We start from the raw sequence: 17065 nt of genomic DNA on the forward strand, positions 1-17065 counted from the left end.
CTAAAAACGAACAACGAATAACCGCTTACAGCCCTGGCCGCTGGGCCTGAATGGGCTCAATGGCCTCCACGGGGGCCGGGCGCGGAGTTTCATCCACGATAACGCCGCGGGAGCGGTTACCAACTTTCCAGGCTTTATAGGTCCAGTGGCGGTTGCCGGGGTTTTCCTGCACCAGCAGACGGTACTGGTCGGCGGCTTCCGGCCAACGGGCCAGGCTCTCGTAGCTTTCGGCCAGCATCTGGCGGGCATTTTCCAGGCGCGGGGCCCGGCGCAGGGCCCGCTGCAGGTGCGGAATGGCCTGCGCGTACTGCCGAGACTTGTACGCGGCCAGCCCGAGGCGGTAATCGGCTCGGTAGAAGGTAGTATCCAGCTGCACGGTACGGGCATACACCCGCTGGGCGCTATCGGGCTGGTTCTGCAGCTCAAACTGCCGGCCGTAATCATACCACAATGGGCCGTAATCAGGAGCCAGCTTCAACCCTTTGGCCGCGTACTGGGCCGCCTGGGCGGGCTGCCGGAACGCATTCAGCAGAAAGGCCAGCTGATGCAGGGTTTCGGGCTGGCGCGGGTCGCGGGCGAGGCTGGCCCGCAGGTAATCCAGGGCCTGTACGGTATCCTGCAGCCCGATGTAAGCAACTCCTTTGTAGAACAGGGCCGCCGCCAGATCAGGCTCCTGCTGCAGGGCGCGGTCCAGCTGGTCGAGGGCATCCTGGTAGCGGCGAGCTGCCAGGTGCATCTCTCCTACCAGCAGATTCAGCTCAGGCGAGGCAAAGCCCCGACGGGCGGCTTCATCGGTAGCGGCCAGCGCCGATTTAATTCGGCCCTGCGCCCGTAGCGCCCGGGCCTTGGTGAAGTAGAATTCGCCCGGCGCATCATCCAGCTCCAGGGCCTGGTTGATGTCACTCAACGCCGGCTCCACCTGACCGGCATCCAGCCGAAACGCCGCCCGGCGGGCGTACAGGGAGGCATTCCGGGGCTGTCGGCTAATAGCTCCGTCCAGCTCTTCCGCCTGAATATGAGGGCCGCTCTGCACGGTTTTCAGATTCACCATGCTTTCGGAGCGCTCCGCAGGGGTTTCGGCACAGCCAATCAACCAGCCAGAGGCCAGCACAAGTGAAAACCGAAAAAAGCGGGAAGCAGGCACGAGCAGCAATAAAAAACCGCTGTAAAGATACAGGGCAAATTCGGCAGTAAGTAGCTACAGCCGTTTCAGGCGATGATGCACCTGCCGCCGCAGCCGGCGGTTGAGCTGTTCCAGCATTCGGCGGCAGCGGCGGCTGATTTCCAGCTCATCGGCCGTGACGGGCGTGAGGGATACAGCTTCCTGCAATACGGCCGAGGCCCGGGTTTGCTGGCTCCGGTTCAAGTACACGCGGGCCAGATCATAAGCGAATTGAATGCGTTTAGGCTCCAGCTCGTGGGCTTTGCGGAGCGCATCAATGGCCATGAAGGTACTGGCACTGGCCGGCATACCGCCCAGAAAAACGCGGCTAAAAATTCGCTCGAGGATGTTGTAATGGTCCACGCGGTAATGCCAGCGGCCCAGCAGTTGCCAAGCGTCGGCCCATTCCGGGCGGAGCTCAGTGGCCCGGAACACGTGGCTACGCATTTCTTTATACGCCAGCAGCCGCCCCCGCGCCGACAGCAGTGTAGCCTGGTTGGCCAGCGTCAGCGCTTCAGCGTAGTGCGCTTCCGCCCCATCGGGCCGTACCACCAGGGCACGGTTGGCATACAGCCGGGCCGCCGCATAGTACGCCGATTTTCGGGTTTCGTCGGTATAGCGGCTGCCAATCCGGACGCTCAGCACGGCCGCCTGCCACAGCGCTTCATAAGTGGCCGGTGCTTTGCTGAGAGCCTGCTCGTACTTGCTCAGGGCTTCCGACTCGTGGTATTCCGACTGCAGCCGGGCCGCCTCATTTAACAGCTGCAGGATGGCCGGGTCGGGCGCGGGAGCCGCAGAAACAGCTGCCTTTTCCGGCTTACCTGCCTGTGGGGGGCGCTGAGCCGCCAGACAGTGGGCAGTGACCAGCCACCAGCTCAGCAACCCCCAGCGGGCTATGGAGCAAAACACGTGTGGCATATGCGCAGTGGTGGCGTTGAGGATGAACCCAGACAGCTGATGGACACAGCCGGGGCCGTAAAGTTGTTTAATTGACAGCAAAACGGCCGCTCATGCAACGATGAGCGGCCGTTTCAACCGGATCAGGGAATAACTCTGCTTTAAAACAGCTTCAGCTGCGACTTGGGCGTTTTGAGGACCGCCTGCGCCTGGGCTACATCAGCGTCCGAAATATCCACGGGGCCGTGCTGATCCGGCAGCGGCTCGGCCGTAACCGGCGTGGTGGCCCGCGGAATGGTAGCCGGACCGGCTTTTTTCCGGGCTTCTCGGCGCGGTGGCTCGGGGCCTTCGTCGGTCAGCAGCTGGATGGCGTGGACCTTGAAGTAGTTGAGCTTGTTGCCCTGAGCTTTCCAGCCTTTCACGTCAATGAACTCGTGCAGGAGCAGCTTCTCGGTTTCCTTGTCGGCCTTTTTGTCGCGCTGCAGCTTGATTTCCGCTTCCGGCTCGGGGTTGGCCGTTACGGCTATCAGCTTGGAGCCCTTGGTTTCGGAAATGAAGATAAAGCGCTTGTCCAGCGTGCTGGTTTCAATCTTGAACCGCTTCACGAAGTAGGTTTTCGACTCCCCTTCCTGGTACACGGCCGTCAGCACGGTATCGGGCTCCAGCTTGCGCAGCAGCAGCATGTTGGCCATATCGAAGTGCAGGGCTAGGTCCGGCGACTGCAGGTCGTAGCTGCCGTCCTTGAACACGCGCAGCAGCGTGTCGTCGGTATCGAAGGCACCCAGGTAGCGGCCGTGGCCGGCGTGGTTGAGGCGGCCCACCACGCTGTCAAAGAAGGTTTCGCGCCCACCCAGCGTCGAGTCGCCCAGGCTTTTCTGGGTGATTTTCTTGATGGGCTGCTTGGTTACGATGTTGCCCATCGAGCCCTTGCCTTTGATAGCCAGCTCGGCAAAGTCGAAATCAAACTGCTTCACGCGGGCCGGAGCCTTGTCGGAAAGCTGTACGCCCACCACTTCCGACTCGGAGTTGGGGTTGGCCGTGAGATAGAGCGTTTTGGTGCCTTTGGTGCCCTTGGTCAGGTCATACACCTTGTCGCGGGTGATACCCGTTACCAGGAACCGTTTAGCAAAGCTGATGCCCGACGCGCCATCCTGGTAAATCATGTTGTACACCAGCCGGTCATCGTTCTTGTTGTACACGCCCACGTGCAGGATGTCCTTGCCCACGAACGTCTTTTCGGCAATGCGGCTGACGGTGAACGTTCCGTCGCGGCGGATGGCAATGATGTCGTCTAAATCGGAGCAGGACGTCACCTCCACGGCTTTTTCGTCCTTTTTGAGGCCGTAGCCCACAAAACCATCGGCGTAGTTCACGTACAGCTTCTGGTTGGCCACAGCCACTTTCTGGGCCGTTACCACATCGAAGGTGCGCAGTTGGGTTTTCCGCTCCCGGCCCGCGCCGTACTTTTTCAGCAGCCCTTCAAAGTAATTGATGGCGTAGCGGGTGATGTTGGCCAAGTGGTCGGCCACTTCGGCCAGCTCGGTTTCCAAGCGCTGAATGTACTCCTCGGCCTTGAACCCATCGAACTTGCTGATGCGCTTGATGCGGATTTCGGTGAGGCGTGTGAGGTCGTCCTCGGTGATGGCGCGGCGCAGCACAATGCGGGTGTCGTTGGCCTTGGGCTTTTCGCCTTCCACCCGCACAAACTTTTTCAAGCCGGCGTCAATGGTCTGCAGAATATCTTCCCAGGTTTCGCACTCCTCAATTTTGCGGTAGATGCGGTTTTCAATGAAAATCTTCTCCAGCGAAGCCGAGTGCCACTTTTCCTGCAGCTCCTCCTGGCGGATTTCCAGCTCCCGCTCCAGCAGGCGCACCGTTTTCTGGGTGCTGAGCTTGAGCATATCCTCCACCCCCACAAACCGCGGCTTATCCTCGATAATCACGCAGGTGTTGGGCGAAATGCTGATTTCGCAGTCGGTGAAGGCGTACAGCGCGTCCATCGTGAGGTCGGGACTCACGCCGGCCGGCAGGTGCACCTGGATTTCCACCTCGGCGGCAGTGTTGTCCACCACCTTCTTGATCTTGATTTTGTTGGCTTCCGAGGCCTTCACGATGCTCTCCATCAGCGCCGTGGTAGTGGTACCGTACGGAATGTCGCGGATGACGAGCAGGGTTTTATCAACCTTCTCAATGGTGGCGCGCAGGCGGATTTTGGCCCCGCGCAGACCGCCGTTGTAATTCGTGACGTCGCAGAGGCCGCCGGTGGGGAAATCCGGAAACAGCTGGATGTCCCGTCCCCGCAGCACGTCGATGCTGGCTTTGCACAGCTCCCGGAAATTGTGGGGCATGATCTTGGTGCTCAGGCCCACGGCAATGCCCTCCACACCCTGCGCCAGCAGCAGTGGAAATTTCACGGGCAGCGTGGTGGGCTCCCGCTTGCGGCCGTCGTAGCTCATCTGCCACTCGGTAATGTCGGGGTTGAACACCACGTCCAGGGCAAACTTGCTGAGGCGGGCTTCGATATAACGCGGCGCGGCCGCCCCGTCGCCGGTGCGGATGTCGCCCCAGTTACCCTGGGTTTCGATTAGCAGGTCCTTCTGGCCCAGATTCACCATGGCGTCGCCGATGCTGGCGTCGCCGTGGGGGTGGTACTGCATGGTCTGCCCGATGACGTTGGCCACTTTGTTGAAACGGCCATCGTCCATCTCCTTCATAGCGTGCAGAATGCGGCGCTGTACGGGCTTGAGTCCGTCTTCAATGGCCGGCACGGCCCGCTCCAGAATTACGTAGCTGGCGTAATCCAGAAACCAGTTCTGGTACATGCCATTCACGGTGGCCACGTCGTGAATTGTCTCGCCGGGTGCGAATTTGGGCTCCTCTTCCGCTGGCGCGGGTTCACTGTCGGTATCCGGCTCGGAGGCCGTGGTTTCGGCATCGGCCATTTCCAGTAGTAGCTCGCCGGTTTCGCTTATGCTTAGCTGGGCCTGCTCCTCATCGGGAGAGGCTGCCCCGAATTCAAAGGAGTCGCCGGCCCCAAACAGGTTGGGCTGTTCTTCGGAATTCGGGTCCTGGGGGTTCATTTCTTCTGACACGGTAGGGTGTGGCACCTGCCACGATTATTGTTCTTGTACCTCTCCCCGACCAGAGGCCGGAGGAACTCATAAAATTACGCCAAGTCTTCTTCCGCCACTTCTGCTACGGGCAGCACGTCGGAAGTTATCAAATCCTTCTCCTGCCGCAGGTTATCGATGATAAACTCCTGGCGGGCGGGCGTGTTTTTGCCCATGTAGTAGGTGAGCACCTGCTGAATAGAGCGGTCCGATTGCAGAATCACGGGTTCCAGCTTGATGTTGTCGCCGATAAACTTACCGAACTCATCGGGGCTGATTTCGCCCAGGCCTTTGAAGCGCGTCACCTCGGGGTTACGGCCCAGCTGGCGCATGGCGGCCTGCTTTTCCTGCTCGTTGTAGCAGTAGATAGTGGTTTTCTTGTTGCGCACCCGGAACAGCGGGGTTTCCAGGATGAACACGTGACCGTTGCGCACCAAATCGGGGAAGAACTGCAGGAAGAACGTGAGCAGCAGCAGCCGGATGTGCATGCCGTCCACGTCGGCATCGGTGGCAATGACCACGCGGTTATAGCGCAGGTTTTCTATGCCTTCTTCGATGTTGAGGGCGTGCTGCAGCAGGTTCAGCTCCTCGTTTTCGTACACAATCTTCTTCTTGAGCCCGAAGCAGTTGAGCGGCTTACCACGCAGACTGAATACGGCCTCCGTTTCCACGCTGCGGCTCTTGGTGATGGAACCCGACGCGGAGTCGCCCTCGGTGATGAACAGGGTGGTGAGCAGGGCTTTTTCCTCGTCCTTGGTTTCGCCCAGGTGCAGGCGGCAGTCGCGCAGCTTACGGTTGTGCAGGTTGGCTTTCTTGGCGCGCTGGTTAGCCAGCTTTTTCACCCCGGCCATGTCCTTCCGCTCCCGCTCACTCTGCTCGATGCGCTTTTTGAGGGCCTCCGCTACCGCCGGGTTTTTGTGCAGGTAGTTATCGAGGTGCTCCTTGATGTAGTCGAGGATGAAGCCGCGCACGGTAGGCCCATCGGGACCCATGTTGAGGGAGCCGAGCTTGGTTTTGGTCTGGCTTTCAAACACCGGCTCCTGCACCCGCACCGAAATGGCCGCCACAATGGAGCCCCGGATATCGGCCGCGTCGTACTCTTTTTTATAAAACTCACGCACGGTCTTCACCACGGCTTCGCGGAAGGCGGCCAAATGGGTACCGCCCTGCGTGGTGTACTGCCCGTTCACGAACGAATAATACTCCTCACCGTAGTCGTTGCCGTGGGTGATGGCCAGCTCAATATCCTCCCCTTTCAGATGCACAATGGGGTAACGCATGGCCTCCGGGTCGGCTTTGCGGGCCAGCAGGTCTTTGAGGCCATTCTCGGAGTGGTAGCGCTGGCCGTTGAAGTTGATGGTGAGGCCGGCGTTGAGGTAGCAGTAGTTCCAGATCTGGCTTTCCAGAAACTCCGGGATAAAGCGGTAGTTGCGGAAGATGGTATCATCGGGCTGAAACACCATCAGGGTACCGTTGCGCTGGCTGGTGGGCTGTGGCTGGGCGTCGGTTTTGAGCAGGCCCTGCTCAAACTCAGCGGCCTTCATCTGGCCGTCGCGCACACTCTGCACCAGGAAATAATTGCTGAGGGCGTTAACCGCCTTGGTACCTACGCCGTTCAAGCCAACAGACTTCTGGAATACTTTGCTGTCGTACTTGCCGCCCGTGTTAATCTTGCTGACTACCTCCACCACTTTGCCCAGCGGAATGCCCCGGCCATAGTCGCGCACCTGCACCCGGCTGTCGGATATTTTGATGTCAATAGTGCGGCCGTAGCCCATTACGTGCTCATCAATGGAGTTATCGATAACCTCCTTCACCAGCACATAAATGCCGTCATCATAGCTTGAGCCGTCGCCGAGCTTACCGATGTACATGCCGGGGCGCAGCCGGATGTGCTCCCGCCAATCGAGGGAGCGGATGCTGTCTTCGGTGTACGCGTGTGGAGCGGGGGATGCTTGCTGTTCAGCCATCAGAAAACCAGAAATCAAATTTGAGGTAAAATAACGCAGAAAATTGCCCGTTTCCGCGCTTTACTTTCACTAGTAAAGTTAGCAAAATCCCCGGCTATTCTCATTGTTTCCGCGCACCAATCCCGACGTAAAGCGGAAATTTGCCTTGTTTACCCCCTAACACGCACACACCAAAACTCCAATTTAGTTAGCAAATGCTACACCCGAACGTACAACACAATCTGCCGCCCTCCGGCCACAAGCCGAACCCGTTGGTAAAACAGGCGCCCATCATCCAGTTTGCCTTTTTTATGCTGGCGCTGGTATTGCTGGTTTATTCCCTGAAGGTTCTGGACGATATTCTGCTGCCGCTGTTGTTTTCAGCCGTGTTTACGCTGCTGCTGCTGCCCATCTGCCGCTGGCTGGAGCAGAAAGGAGTTCCCCGGATACTGGCCATCATCATTTGTCTGGTGCTGGTGCTGGCTGTATTTGCCAGCGTAATTCTGGGTTTTGGCTCGCAGCTGGCGCAGTTCAAAAATGAAATTCCGAAGCTGCAGACCAAAATGATGCAGTTCTTCACCGAAATTCAGGAATGGGCCCACCTCAAGTTTGGCTATGAGCCCATGAGCATCGATGACCTGAAGGAGACGTCCATCAAGGCACTCAAGAAATCGGGCGGCTCCTACCTGGGCACCACCCTGAACACCACCACCGCCGTGCTGAGCAACCTGGCGCAGGTGCTGATTTACATTTTCTGCTTTCTGTACTACCGCGACCATCTGCGGCAGTTCATGTTCCGTTTTGTAGCCCCCGACAAGCGCACCACCGTGCTGCACACCGTAGATAACATCCAGACGGTGGTGCAGGCTTACATTTCGGGTCTGTTCAAGGTGATTGTTATCGTTTCCATTCTGAACGGCATCGGCCTGTTGGCGCTGGGGGTCAAGTTTGCCATCTTCTTCGCCATTTTTGCCTCGGTGCTGGCCGTTATTCCCTACATCGGCATTATGATTGGCGCTACCATCCCGGCCATCATCACGCTGGTAGAAACCGGCTCTCCGGTGCAGGCGGCGCTGGTAATTGGGGTGTTTGTGGTGGTGCAGTTTCTGGAAGGCAACTTCATTACGCCCATGATTACCGGCTCGCAGGTAAGCATCAACCCGCTGGCTGCCATTCTGGCCCTGATTCTGGGCGGGGAACTGTGGGGCACGCCGGGCATGATTCTCAGCATTCCACTGATGGCCGTGGCCAAAGTGGTGCTGGATGCAAACAAAACCACTGAGCCCTGGGGTTTTCTGCTGGGCGATACGGCCGAAGGTGAGGACTCCGTAAAACCTGAGAATCAGCAGCCTAATGCGGTGCAGAAACTCTGGAGGCGGATGCTGGGAAAAGCCGCGTAACCACTTATTACTGAGTAACCAAAGAAGGTGCGGCACCCCCATTGCCGAACCTTCTTTTTATATAGCAAACCGCTGTTATTCAAGGCCTGACCCTAAATTTTACACACAACCCCGGCTGGCTTCTCTGCGGTATACACCCAGGCTGCCACCACTGGCTCGGCTTGTTCTCAGTTCTCTACCACCCTAATTTTCTTTCCATCATGGCTACCATCACCGGCGAAACTGCCCGCGCATACAACGACCTAGTAGAAATCAATAAAACGGCCGCTAAAGGCTATCAGGAAGCAGCTGAAGGCGTATCCAGCCCCGATCTGAAATCGAAGCTGAGCCAGATGAGTCAGCAGCGCGCCCAGTTTGCCTCGGAACTCAGCCAGCACGCCCAGCAGTACGGCATCAACCCCGAAAGCGAAGGAACCGTTGAGGGTGCTTTGGCTGATGCCGCCGCCGCCGTACACCGGGGCTGGATCAACATTAAATCGGCCGTAACGGGCCAGAACGACTCGGCTATTCTGGGCGAGTGCGAAACCGGCGACGCTACCGCTCTGAAAAGCTACGAGACGGCACTGCGCTCCAATGAGCTGCCCGTAGAGGCCCGCAACGTAATCCAGAAACAGCACGGCGAAATTCTCTCGGCCAAAAACTGGATTACCCAGCAAAAAGGCAGCCGCTAAGCGTTCCGCCACAATAACCAGTACCAACAGCCCGCCTCTTGGCGGGCTGTTTGCGTTTGGGCACCACTAAGATAGTTAGCCGCTGCAACCTTCCGACCGGGTATCTTTGTTAGCAATCTGTTTCGCTACGTACGCTGCATCACCTATAGCATCTCCCCTCTTGTACGCCATCATCGACCTTGAAACCACCGGGGGCCAGCCCGCGCAGGACCGCATCACCGAAATTGCCATTTATATCCATGATGGCGAAAAGGTGGTAGATGAGTTCAGCACACTGCTCAACCCGGGGCGGGCAATTCCTTTCTTTATTACGCAGCTTACCGGCATTACCGATGATATGGTGCGCGACGCACCCAAGTTTCACGAGGTCGCGCGAAAGATTGTTGAAATTACGGAAGGCTGCGTGTTTGTGGCGCACAACGTGCGGTTCGACTACTCCTTTCTGAAGAAAGAGTTTGCCGATTTGGGCTATAACTACTCGCGCAAAACCCTGTGCACGGTGCGCCTGAGCCGCTCCCTGATTCCCGGGCAACCCAGCTATAGCCTGGGTAAGCTGTGCCAGAACATTGGAATTCCCCTTCAGGACCGCCACCGGGCCACCGGAGACGCCGCGGCCACCGCCGTACTGTTTGGGCGGCTTCTGGCCATCAGTCAGCAGCAGGATACGGCCGCCAGCCTGAACCCGGCGGAGGCACTGGCGGCCGTGGATGCCAATGCTCCGGCGGGGCAGCGGCCGGCCGGTGCGGCGGCTAAAGCAAAGCAACCTTCAGCCCGGAAAATCAAGGCGGTGCAGGAGGCTATTAAAACGGCCCTGCTGCCACCCAACATCAGCCCGGAGAAAGTAGATTCCTTGCCCCAGGAAGCAGGGGTGTACTACTTCCACAACGAGGCCGGGGAGGTGATTTATGTAGGGAAGAGCATCAACATCTACAAGCGGATTCAACAGCATTTTGCCGTCGATTATAAGTCGCGCAAGAGCATTGAGTTCAAAAACTCCATTTCGGATATTACCTGGGAGCTGACGGGCTCGGAGCTGGTGGCGCTGCTCTACGAATCGCACGAAATCAAGCGGCTGAAGCCCCTATACAACCGTGCTCAGCGCCGCTCAGTATTTCCGGCCGGTATCTTCCTGCGCACCGACGAAAACGGCTACAAGCACCTCTACTACGGCCGCGCCGACGACCATGCGGAGTCGCACCCGCTGATTGCATTGGGCAACCAGTATAAGGCCAAGGGCTTCCTGTTTCATAAGGTGGCCAAGTTTAACCTGTGTCAGAAGCTCTGCGACCTGTACAAGACGCAGGGTTCCTGCTTCGATTACCAGGTGCACCGCTGCAAGGGAGCCTGCCTGGGCCTGGAACCCCCTGAGGAGTACAACCAGCGCGTGGAAGCCGCCATTGAGTCATTTACCTATGAGCACGGCTCATTTGTAGTGATTGGGCAGGGCCGCCGGCCGGATGAGAAAAGCCTAGTCGTAGTGGAAAACGGCCGCTACCTTGGTTTCGGGTACGTGGACGAGGTTTTCTCCGCCCGCCGCTTCGCCGATTTCCGGGATGCCATTACGCGTTACAATGATAATAAGGACGTGCAGCAGATTATCCGGCAGTACCTGCGCACCGAACACAAGGATAAAGTCAAGGTGTTTTCCTGAGCAGTAGACAGCACCGAGGCCGGGTTGTGAAACAGACTACTGCGGACCGCTCTGCCCATTGTGGCGGGCCTGCTCCTGCTGCAGCCATTGTACTGCCTTCGTCTCGTCGTTGAAGCGGCGCATCCGGTAGGTCCGCTTTTCGTCCTGCTCAGCTGTCCTGAATGCTTGCAGGCTTTCCGTAATTTCCTGGTAAGTGGGCGACAACAGCTGGCTCATGAACACCGGTTTGCCCAATAAGTCCGCCATTTTAGGAAAAAATTCCTCCAGACCCCAACGGGTGGTTTCAGCATCGGCGGGTAGGCGACGGCGCCCATCCAGCAGCCAGTACGGACAGGCACACGTCCGCGCCGCCTCCAGAATAAGCTGGTACCCCTGCCTGGTTTCGTGGGCGGAAACCGGCCTCAGCCAGCGGGCAACCAGAAAGTCAAGGTCGTCTCGGTAGGTTAGGTGCAGGAAATCCGGGACGGTGAACGTGTGCATGCAGGCTGAATAGAGCCCAAATATATGTACGAACAGCCGTACACCACTTCCTTCTTGCCTGGGCTAATACAGCCGATGGCGCAGCAGCCAGCCGGCAGCATCAAATTCTTCGGCCCGGGGCTGATACTTTTCGAGGTTGATTTTACCAATTCGCAGGGTGTTGCCATCCCCACTGTCGTAGACGGTGATGCGGCTGCGGAGGCGTTTGGTGGGCACGGGTGTGGCTTCAACCAGGTCCTGCCCGGCCCCGTCGTACACTCCGATTTCCAGGTGCGCGTCCGGTTCGCCGCGCAGTTCAAACTCATCATTGCCACCCAACCCGAATAGCTTGATTGAGCGGGTTTCGCCGCGGGCGAAGGTGCGTTGCCGGAGCAGGGTTGCGCCTTGCGATGTGAGGTGGAATACCTGCACCCGCACACCGCCGTTGGGGGTCGGCTCCAGCACAAACCGCTCGGCTTCATCGGTACCGGGCAGCTCCACGTCGCGGGCAAGCAACTCGTAGAATTTTTCAGCTACGGCCGGCAGCTGCTCCCGGCGGCCACGCAGCTTGCGGGTGAAATCGGAACTACTCATTTGCTGCACTTCCTTCGGCCACACGGCCAGCGCCCGGGCAATGGCTGCATCCGTGAGGGAACCCCGGAGTGAATCGGCCACCTGCCGGAAATCTTCCCGGCTCAGATAGGCCAGCAACGACTTGTCCATGGGCCGGGCGGCCTGGTTCAGGCCCTCCACATCGGCCAGCCGAATTTGCTCATGGAAGCTCTGGTAGTTGGATTTCACCCAGCCAATCATGTGCGTGAGCAGGCCATCATCAAACTTAAAGAAGGCGTGGTCCCGGTCGCGCGGAATGGCCCGGTACACGGTGCCGCCGTCCGCGGCGGCAAAGCTTGCCCAGCGCCACTGGTCCTCGCGCCGGCTCCAGTCGCCCAGCCACATATCAAACAGCCGGCTGCGCAGGTATTGGCGGGCATCTACCCGAAACGAAGACTTGGCTACCAGATTGGTAAATACCTTGCGGGAGCTTTCCACGGCCGTGGAGTTGCCAAAGCTGCCTACCGCGCGCTGGTCGCCTTCGGGCCGCTCCTCAAACAAATACAGCGCATTGGCGAAGCTTTCCCGAAACTCCCCCAGAGCCGGGTCGTCGGCCACGTAGATCAGGCGGGGGTTGGTATGGTAGAGGCCGGCGGCCTGGGCCAACGGAGCCACGATATAGGCCCCGTATGGATGAATAACGCTGGTCTGGTCCTTCATCAGGCGGCCGATGGGACCTTCCTGCAAGCTTTCGGGCAAGGCCTTGGTAGCATCCTTATCTACGGAGCGGAGCACGTACTGTACACCGTTTCGGTCAACCAGCCGCAGGTTTTTGGTTTGGAACGAGCCCCCTTCCCGCACCGGTGTGAGTCCGCCCGGCACGGCAGTGCGCAGGTTGAATACGGGCGCCGTTACGGGCAGCCCCCAGAGGGCCCGGTAATGCGTGCCCCAGAAAAACCGATGAAGCGCGCCACGGTCGTATTGAGGTCCGGCGGCCACCAGCACCGTCGAGTCGGGCCGGATAACGGGCCGGGCGGCAGGCCGGGGCTGGGCCGGGGCCTGACAGGAGGCCAGTAACAGGCCGCTGCTCAGGCTAAAGGCCAACCAGGATGCGGGAGAGGAAAACGGCACGAATCGGTGGTTATGTACAATGAAACAGCTGCCCGAACCGGAGCAGCTGGTCTTATAGCGCAAACCCGGCCCCGGCGGTTATCCATACAGGCATTGACTTTTCTGCGGAAGTTGCGTTGAAGGAACCCAAGCCGCGCTTACCCGCCCTGCATGACTGTACGTTTCGCTCTCCTTTGTTTGCTGCTGCCCGCTGTTTCCTGCAGCCGCCACCCTTATTTTCAACCCGATGCCCGGGTCGACTACACCACCCCGCTACCGGCAGGGGCCGATAGTGCCCGCGTAACGGCCGGCCGGCACTACCGCCGGGGGCCGGGCGGCCGTTTTTTTCTGGGCCGCCACTACCGCCAGACCTGGGCCCAGCCGGTTACGCTGCCGGTATTCAACCCCCAGACTGCCGTGCCGGGGGGGCTGCGCTTCGGCAAAATCGGAGGGGGCTTTCAAACTATCAGCATGACGCTGGTGGGGGCCGATGGCCGAAGCTACGCCTTGCGCAGCATCGACAAAGACCCCTACCGTACTTTACCTAAAGTTCTGCGCCAGGGGTTTATTCTGACTACCGTGCGCGACGCTACTTCCGCCGGCATGCCCTACGGAGCATTTGTGGTGCCGCCCCTGGCCGAAGCCGCCGGCATACCGCACACCTCGCCCCGCGCCTTTTATGTGCGGCCCGATGAAAACGGGCTGGGCAGCGCCTCTGAGCGGTTTAGGGGGAAAGTAGTGCTGCTGGAGGCGAAGTACGAGGGCAAGCAGAACATTGCCGGCCCCGTGGCCGGCGCCCTGGATCTGGAAGAATCAGAGGATGTGTTGGAGGAGCGGTACGCCTCGCCCAAGCACCAGCTGGATGGCGAGGCCTACGTACGGGCCCGCCTGCTGGACCTGTGGCTGGGCGACTGGGACCGGCACGAAGGTCAGTGGAGCTGGGCTGCCTATGCGCAGCCTGATGGCCACATCCGCTGGAAACCCGTACCCCAGGACCGGGACCAGGTTTTTTTTCGATTTGACGACGGGGTTATATCATGGATAGCCAGCAAGCTGGTGGCTAAATTCCGCACGTTCCGCCCCCAGTATGAAAGCATTGAAGGCTACACCCGTAACGCCTCCTTCATTGATGAGCGCGCCCTGGCGGACGTGCCCCGGGCCAGCTACCTGCGCGCCGCCCGGGAACTGCAGCTCCGCCTCACCGATACCGCCATTGTGCAGGCCGTACAACAGGGCCTGCCACCGGAGGTATACCGCCTGGAAGGCGCACGACTCATTGCCACTCTTAAAGCCCGCCGCACCACTCTGCCGCAGGCTGCTACCGACTTTTACCGCCTCAAAGCCCGCCAGGTGCTGGTAGCCGGTACCGATGCGGCGGAACGGTTTGTAGTGGAACGCCTGAACGATACGACTACCGTGGTATCGGTGTACACACTGCCCGTAAACCCACAGAACCCGGCGGCGGCCCTGTACTACCAGCGTCGTTTTAACCCGGCCGACACGCGCACCGTGATGCTGCACGGCTTACGGGGCAAAGACGAATTTATGGTGTCCGGCAACGTACACCGCTCCCCTATGCTGGAAGTGTATGGCGGGCCGGATGCTGACCTCTTGCGGGACTCATCACGAGTAGCCGGCTTGCGTAAGTACACCCGTTTCTTCGACACCAAGCGCAACAACACCGTGGAACCGGGCCCCGAAACCAAAGACTGCACGGAGCACAGCGTCCGTTCCCATGCGTTTGACCGGGACGGCTCCGGGCGGTAACGTGGAAAGTGGTGAAGTTGCCATTAGCCCCGCAAATGGCGCGGGCCAAACAACAACTTCACCACTTCACTATTTCGCCTTTTCCAGCTCGGCCAGCATATCCAGCACCATGTGTTCGGTGGGTGTCAGCAAGTCGTTTTCGGCGGGGTCGGCGTCGTGGCGGCGCAGGTAATCGATGAGCTTATCGGAGTTGAACAGCTCAATCACCTGCGGGTGAATGTAGTATTTGGAGCACACGCTGGGCGTGTTGCCCAGGTTTTCTGCTACATCCTTTACCGCGCGCTTCAGGGTTTTGGGCTTTGGAAAATCCGGTTCCTCCTCCAGGATCCGCTCCAGGCATTCCACCATTTTCACGGTACCGCCCCAGGTGCGGAAATCCTTGGCCGACAGGCTCAGGCCCGTTACCGTGTGCAGGTACTCGTTCACGTCGCCCGATTCCAGCTCTTGGCGGTGCCCGTCGGGAGTATAGTACTGGAACAGGTGCTGACCCGGTATTTCCTTGCACTTCTGCACCAGCCGGGCCAGCTTCCGGTCGTGGATGGTGAGGTCGTGGGGCACGCCTTTCTTGCCCACGAAGCTGAAGCGCACATCGGCCCCACTCACCTGCACGTGCTTGTCGCGCAGGGTGGTAAGACCGTAGGTCTTGTTCTTTTTGGCGTATTCCTTATTGCCGACCCGGATAAACGACTGATCCATCAGGGTAAGCACCAGCGCTACCACTTTCTGCTTATCCAGCTGAGGGCGGGCAAGGTCCTGGTGCATGTGGGTCCGTAGCTCGGCCAGCTTTTCCCCGAAGGCGCGCAACCGGCTGAACTTGGTAAGGGCCCGGGCCTGGTCCCAGGCCGGATGGTAGAGGTACTGCTTGCGGCCTTTCGCGTCGCGGCCGGTTACCTGCAAATGGGTGGTGGCGGAAGGCGAAATCCAGACATCCGTCCAGGCGGGCGGTATTACAAACCCCTGAATGCGGGTCAGCGTTTTCTCATCGGCTATCGGCTCTCCCGCGGCTGTGCGGTACTGGAAATCCCCTTTTTTGGTGGCTACACGGGTCAGGCCGGGCTTGGTATCGGTGAGGTAGCGCAGGCCGGCCAGCTCGGCCTGCCGGGCGGGGTCTTTGTAGAGCACATGGGCTTCATCCAAGGGGGAGAGCCGTTTTTTCTTGGTTTTGGGGCGGGGAGTAGTGGTGGCAGTTGCCATGAAGAACGAATAGCTAAAAGCCAGCTGACAGTAGCGGCAGGTAGCTGTACGCAGGAATTCAGCGCAAGGTGCGGTGAGGCGGCCGGCGCTGTTGCAGTGCCGGCTCGCACATCGTTTTTCGGGCTGATTCTCCGCACGGTAGCACCCGCTATGGGCCTCCTACCGCAACACCCGCGCCCCGATGACCGTTAGGGGCGTGCAGCTCTGGCATTGTTTTTTCTACGCCGCCTGCATTCTGCTCCTTTCCTTCCTTTTCAACTTTTCTCGCTTCGTATGCGACACATTCTGCAAAAAACTGGATTACTGGCCGGCCTTGCGCTTACTTTGGGCGGGGCCGCCTCCTGCTCCAAAGATGGTGACGGCGTGCTGCTCTTCTCTGTGGAAGACGACAAAGCCCTCGGCCAAAAAGTAGCCGCCCAAACCGATTCCACTTTCCGCGCCAAAGGCCAATTGGTGGAACCTGGCAGCAACCCGCAGGCGTATGCGGCCCTCGGACGCATTGTAACGCGCGTCCTCGATAACGGTAAACTGCAATACCGCAACGAGTTTCCGTGGGATGTGAAGATTATCCGCGACGACGCCACCCAGAATGCCTTTGCCACGCCCGGCGGCCATATCTACGTGTACTCGGGCCTGATTAAGTACCTCGATAACGAGACGGAGCTGGCCGGTGTGCTGGGCCACGAAATTGCCCACGCCGACCGTCGGCACACCTCACGGCAGCTGCAGAACCAGTATGGCATCAGCGTGCTGCTGAGCCTGTTGCTGGGCGAGAATGAGAACACGCTGGTGGATGTGGCTTCCAGCCTGGGCCAGCTGAAATTCAGCCGCGACTACGAGACGGAGGCTGATGCCTACTCAGTGGAATACCTCAATGGCACTAACTACTACGCCTGCGACGGGGCGGCCGGCTTTTTCATCAAGGCCCAGAATGAAGGCCAGCAAAGCCCGCCGGAATTCCTGAGTACGCACCCCGACCCTGGTTCCCGGATTCAGAACATCCAGACGAAGGCCGATCAGCTGGCATGCCGCAACCGCACGGCTGGCAGCTCTGACTTCAATGCCCTGAAAAGCGCGCTCTAGGCTCCGGCTCACCGCGTACTTAAAGCTTCCGAAGCGCGCTTCGGAAGCTTTTTTTTGGCC

At 59.2% G+C, this 17065-nt stretch carries 12 protein-coding genes; 5 read left to right on the forward strand and 7 right to left on the reverse strand.

Annotation, left to right across the window (positions count from 1 at the left end; genetic code table 11):
- Positions 1-25 precede the first annotated feature (25 nt).
- The 4 genes from EI291_RS19080 to EI291_RS19095 form a co-directional block, all read right to left on the reverse strand.
- Positions 26-1144: a tetratricopeptide repeat protein gene (locus tag EI291_RS19080; RefSeq protein ID WP_125423871.1), complete on the reverse strand. Its 1119-nt coding sequence runs from the start codon at positions 1142-1144 to the stop codon at positions 26-28.
- A gap of 54 nt (positions 1145-1198) precedes the next feature.
- On the reverse strand, positions 1199-2080 hold the full coding sequence (locus EI291_RS19085; RefSeq protein ID WP_125423874.1) for a tetratricopeptide repeat protein: 882 nt from the start codon (positions 2078-2080) through the stop codon (positions 1199-1201).
- Positions 2081-2220: 140 nt separating this feature from the next.
- Positions 2221-5139, reverse strand: coding sequence for a DNA gyrase/topoisomerase IV subunit A (locus EI291_RS19090; protein WP_240635603.1), 2919 nt, complete (start codon positions 5137-5139; stop codon positions 2221-2223).
- An 86-nt stretch (positions 5140-5225) separates the two neighbouring features.
- Positions 5226-7139 carry a DNA topoisomerase IV subunit B gene (locus EI291_RS19095; protein WP_125423877.1) on the reverse strand — a complete coding sequence of 638 codons (1914 nt, stop codon included), beginning with the start codon at positions 7137-7139 and terminating at the stop codon, positions 5226-5228.
- Positions 7140-7333: 194 nt separating this feature from the next.
- On the opposite strand from EI291_RS19095, the gene EI291_RS19100 reads away from it, so the two are divergent.
- The 3 genes from EI291_RS19100 (at position 7334) to EI291_RS19110 (ending at position 10840) form a co-directional block, all read left to right on the forward strand.
- Positions 7334-8518, forward strand: a complete 1185-nt coding sequence (locus EI291_RS19100; RefSeq protein ID WP_125423880.1) for an AI-2E family transporter — start codon at positions 7334-7336, stop codon at positions 8516-8518.
- A 200-nt stretch (positions 8519-8718) separates the two neighbouring features.
- A complete protein-coding gene (locus tag EI291_RS19105; protein WP_125423883.1) occupies positions 8719-9189 on the forward strand; it encodes a ferritin-like domain-containing protein in 471 nt (156 codons plus the stop codon).
- Between the two features lie 160 nt (positions 9190-9349).
- A complete protein-coding gene (locus EI291_RS19110; RefSeq protein ID WP_125423885.1) occupies positions 9350-10840 on the forward strand; it encodes an exonuclease domain-containing protein in 1491 nt (496 codons plus the stop codon).
- Positions 10841-10876: 36 nt separating this feature from the next.
- On the opposite strand, the gene EI291_RS19115 is transcribed toward EI291_RS19110, so the two are convergent.
- Both EI291_RS19115 and EI291_RS19120 read right to left on the reverse strand, forming a co-directional pair.
- A complete protein-coding gene (locus EI291_RS19115) occupies positions 10877-11320 on the reverse strand; it encodes a hypothetical protein (RefSeq protein ID WP_125423886.1) in 444 nt (147 codons plus the stop codon).
- 63 nt (positions 11321-11383) lie between these two features.
- Positions 11384-12982, reverse strand: a complete 1599-nt coding sequence (locus tag EI291_RS19120; protein ID WP_125423888.1) for a hypothetical protein — start codon at positions 12980-12982, stop codon at positions 11384-11386.
- A gap of 150 nt (positions 12983-13132) precedes the next feature.
- On the opposite strand from EI291_RS19120, the gene EI291_RS19125 reads away from it, so the two are divergent.
- A complete protein-coding gene (locus tag EI291_RS19125) occupies positions 13133-14728 on the forward strand; it encodes a hypothetical protein (RefSeq protein ID WP_125423889.1) in 1596 nt (531 codons plus the stop codon).
- 69 nt (positions 14729-14797) lie between these two features.
- Here EI291_RS19125 and EI291_RS19130 read toward each other — a convergent pair whose 3' ends face one another.
- Positions 14798-15922, reverse strand: a complete 1125-nt coding sequence (locus EI291_RS19130) for a DNA topoisomerase IB (protein WP_125423890.1) — start codon at positions 15920-15922, stop codon at positions 14798-14800.
- A gap of 273 nt (positions 15923-16195) precedes the next feature.
- Between EI291_RS19130 and EI291_RS19135 the strand changes: the two genes are divergently transcribed.
- On the forward strand, positions 16196-17005 hold the full coding sequence (locus EI291_RS19135; protein WP_125423891.1) for a M48 family metalloprotease: 810 nt from the start codon (positions 16196-16198) through the stop codon (positions 17003-17005).
- Positions 17006-17065: the final 60 nt, after the last annotated feature.

It is taken from the genome of Hymenobacter rigui, from assembly GCF_003944715.1.
In the GTDB taxonomy this organism is placed as follows: Bacteria; Bacteroidota; Bacteroidia; order Cytophagales; family Hymenobacteraceae; genus Hymenobacter; species Hymenobacter rigui.

Bases quoted from the DNA above. Each gene is read 5' to 3' on its own strand.
- EI291_RS19105 (WP_125423883.1), top strand. From the start codon at position 8,719: ATGGCTACCATCACCGGCGAAACTGCCCGCGCATACAACGACCTAGTA.
- EI291_RS19090 (WP_240635603.1), bottom strand. From the start codon at position 5,139: ATGAACCCCCAGGACCCGAATTCCGAAGAACAGCCCAACCTGTTTGGG.
- EI291_RS19085 (WP_125423874.1), bottom strand. From the start codon at position 2,080: ATGCCACACGTGTTTTGCTCCATAGCCCGCTGGGGGTTGCTGAGCTGG.
- EI291_RS19100 (WP_125423880.1), top strand. From the start codon at position 7,334: ATGCTACACCCGAACGTACAACACAATCTGCCGCCCTCCGGCCACAAG.
- EI291_RS19125 (WP_125423889.1), top strand. From the start codon at position 13,133: ATGACTGTACGTTTCGCTCTCCTTTGTTTGCTGCTGCCCGCTGTTTCC.
- EI291_RS19130 (WP_125423890.1), bottom strand. From the start codon at position 15,922: ATGGCAACTGCCACCACTACTCCCCGCCCCAAAACCAAGAAAAAACGG.
- EI291_RS19095 (WP_125423877.1), bottom strand. From the start codon at position 7,139: ATGGCTGAACAGCAAGCATCCCCCGCTCCACACGCGTACACCGAAGAC.
- EI291_RS19135 (WP_125423891.1), top strand. From the start codon at position 16,196: ATGCGACACATTCTGCAAAAAACTGGATTACTGGCCGGCCTTGCGCTT.
- EI291_RS19115 (WP_125423886.1), bottom strand. From the start codon at position 11,320: ATGCACACGTTCACCGTCCCGGATTTCCTGCACCTAACCTACCGAGAC.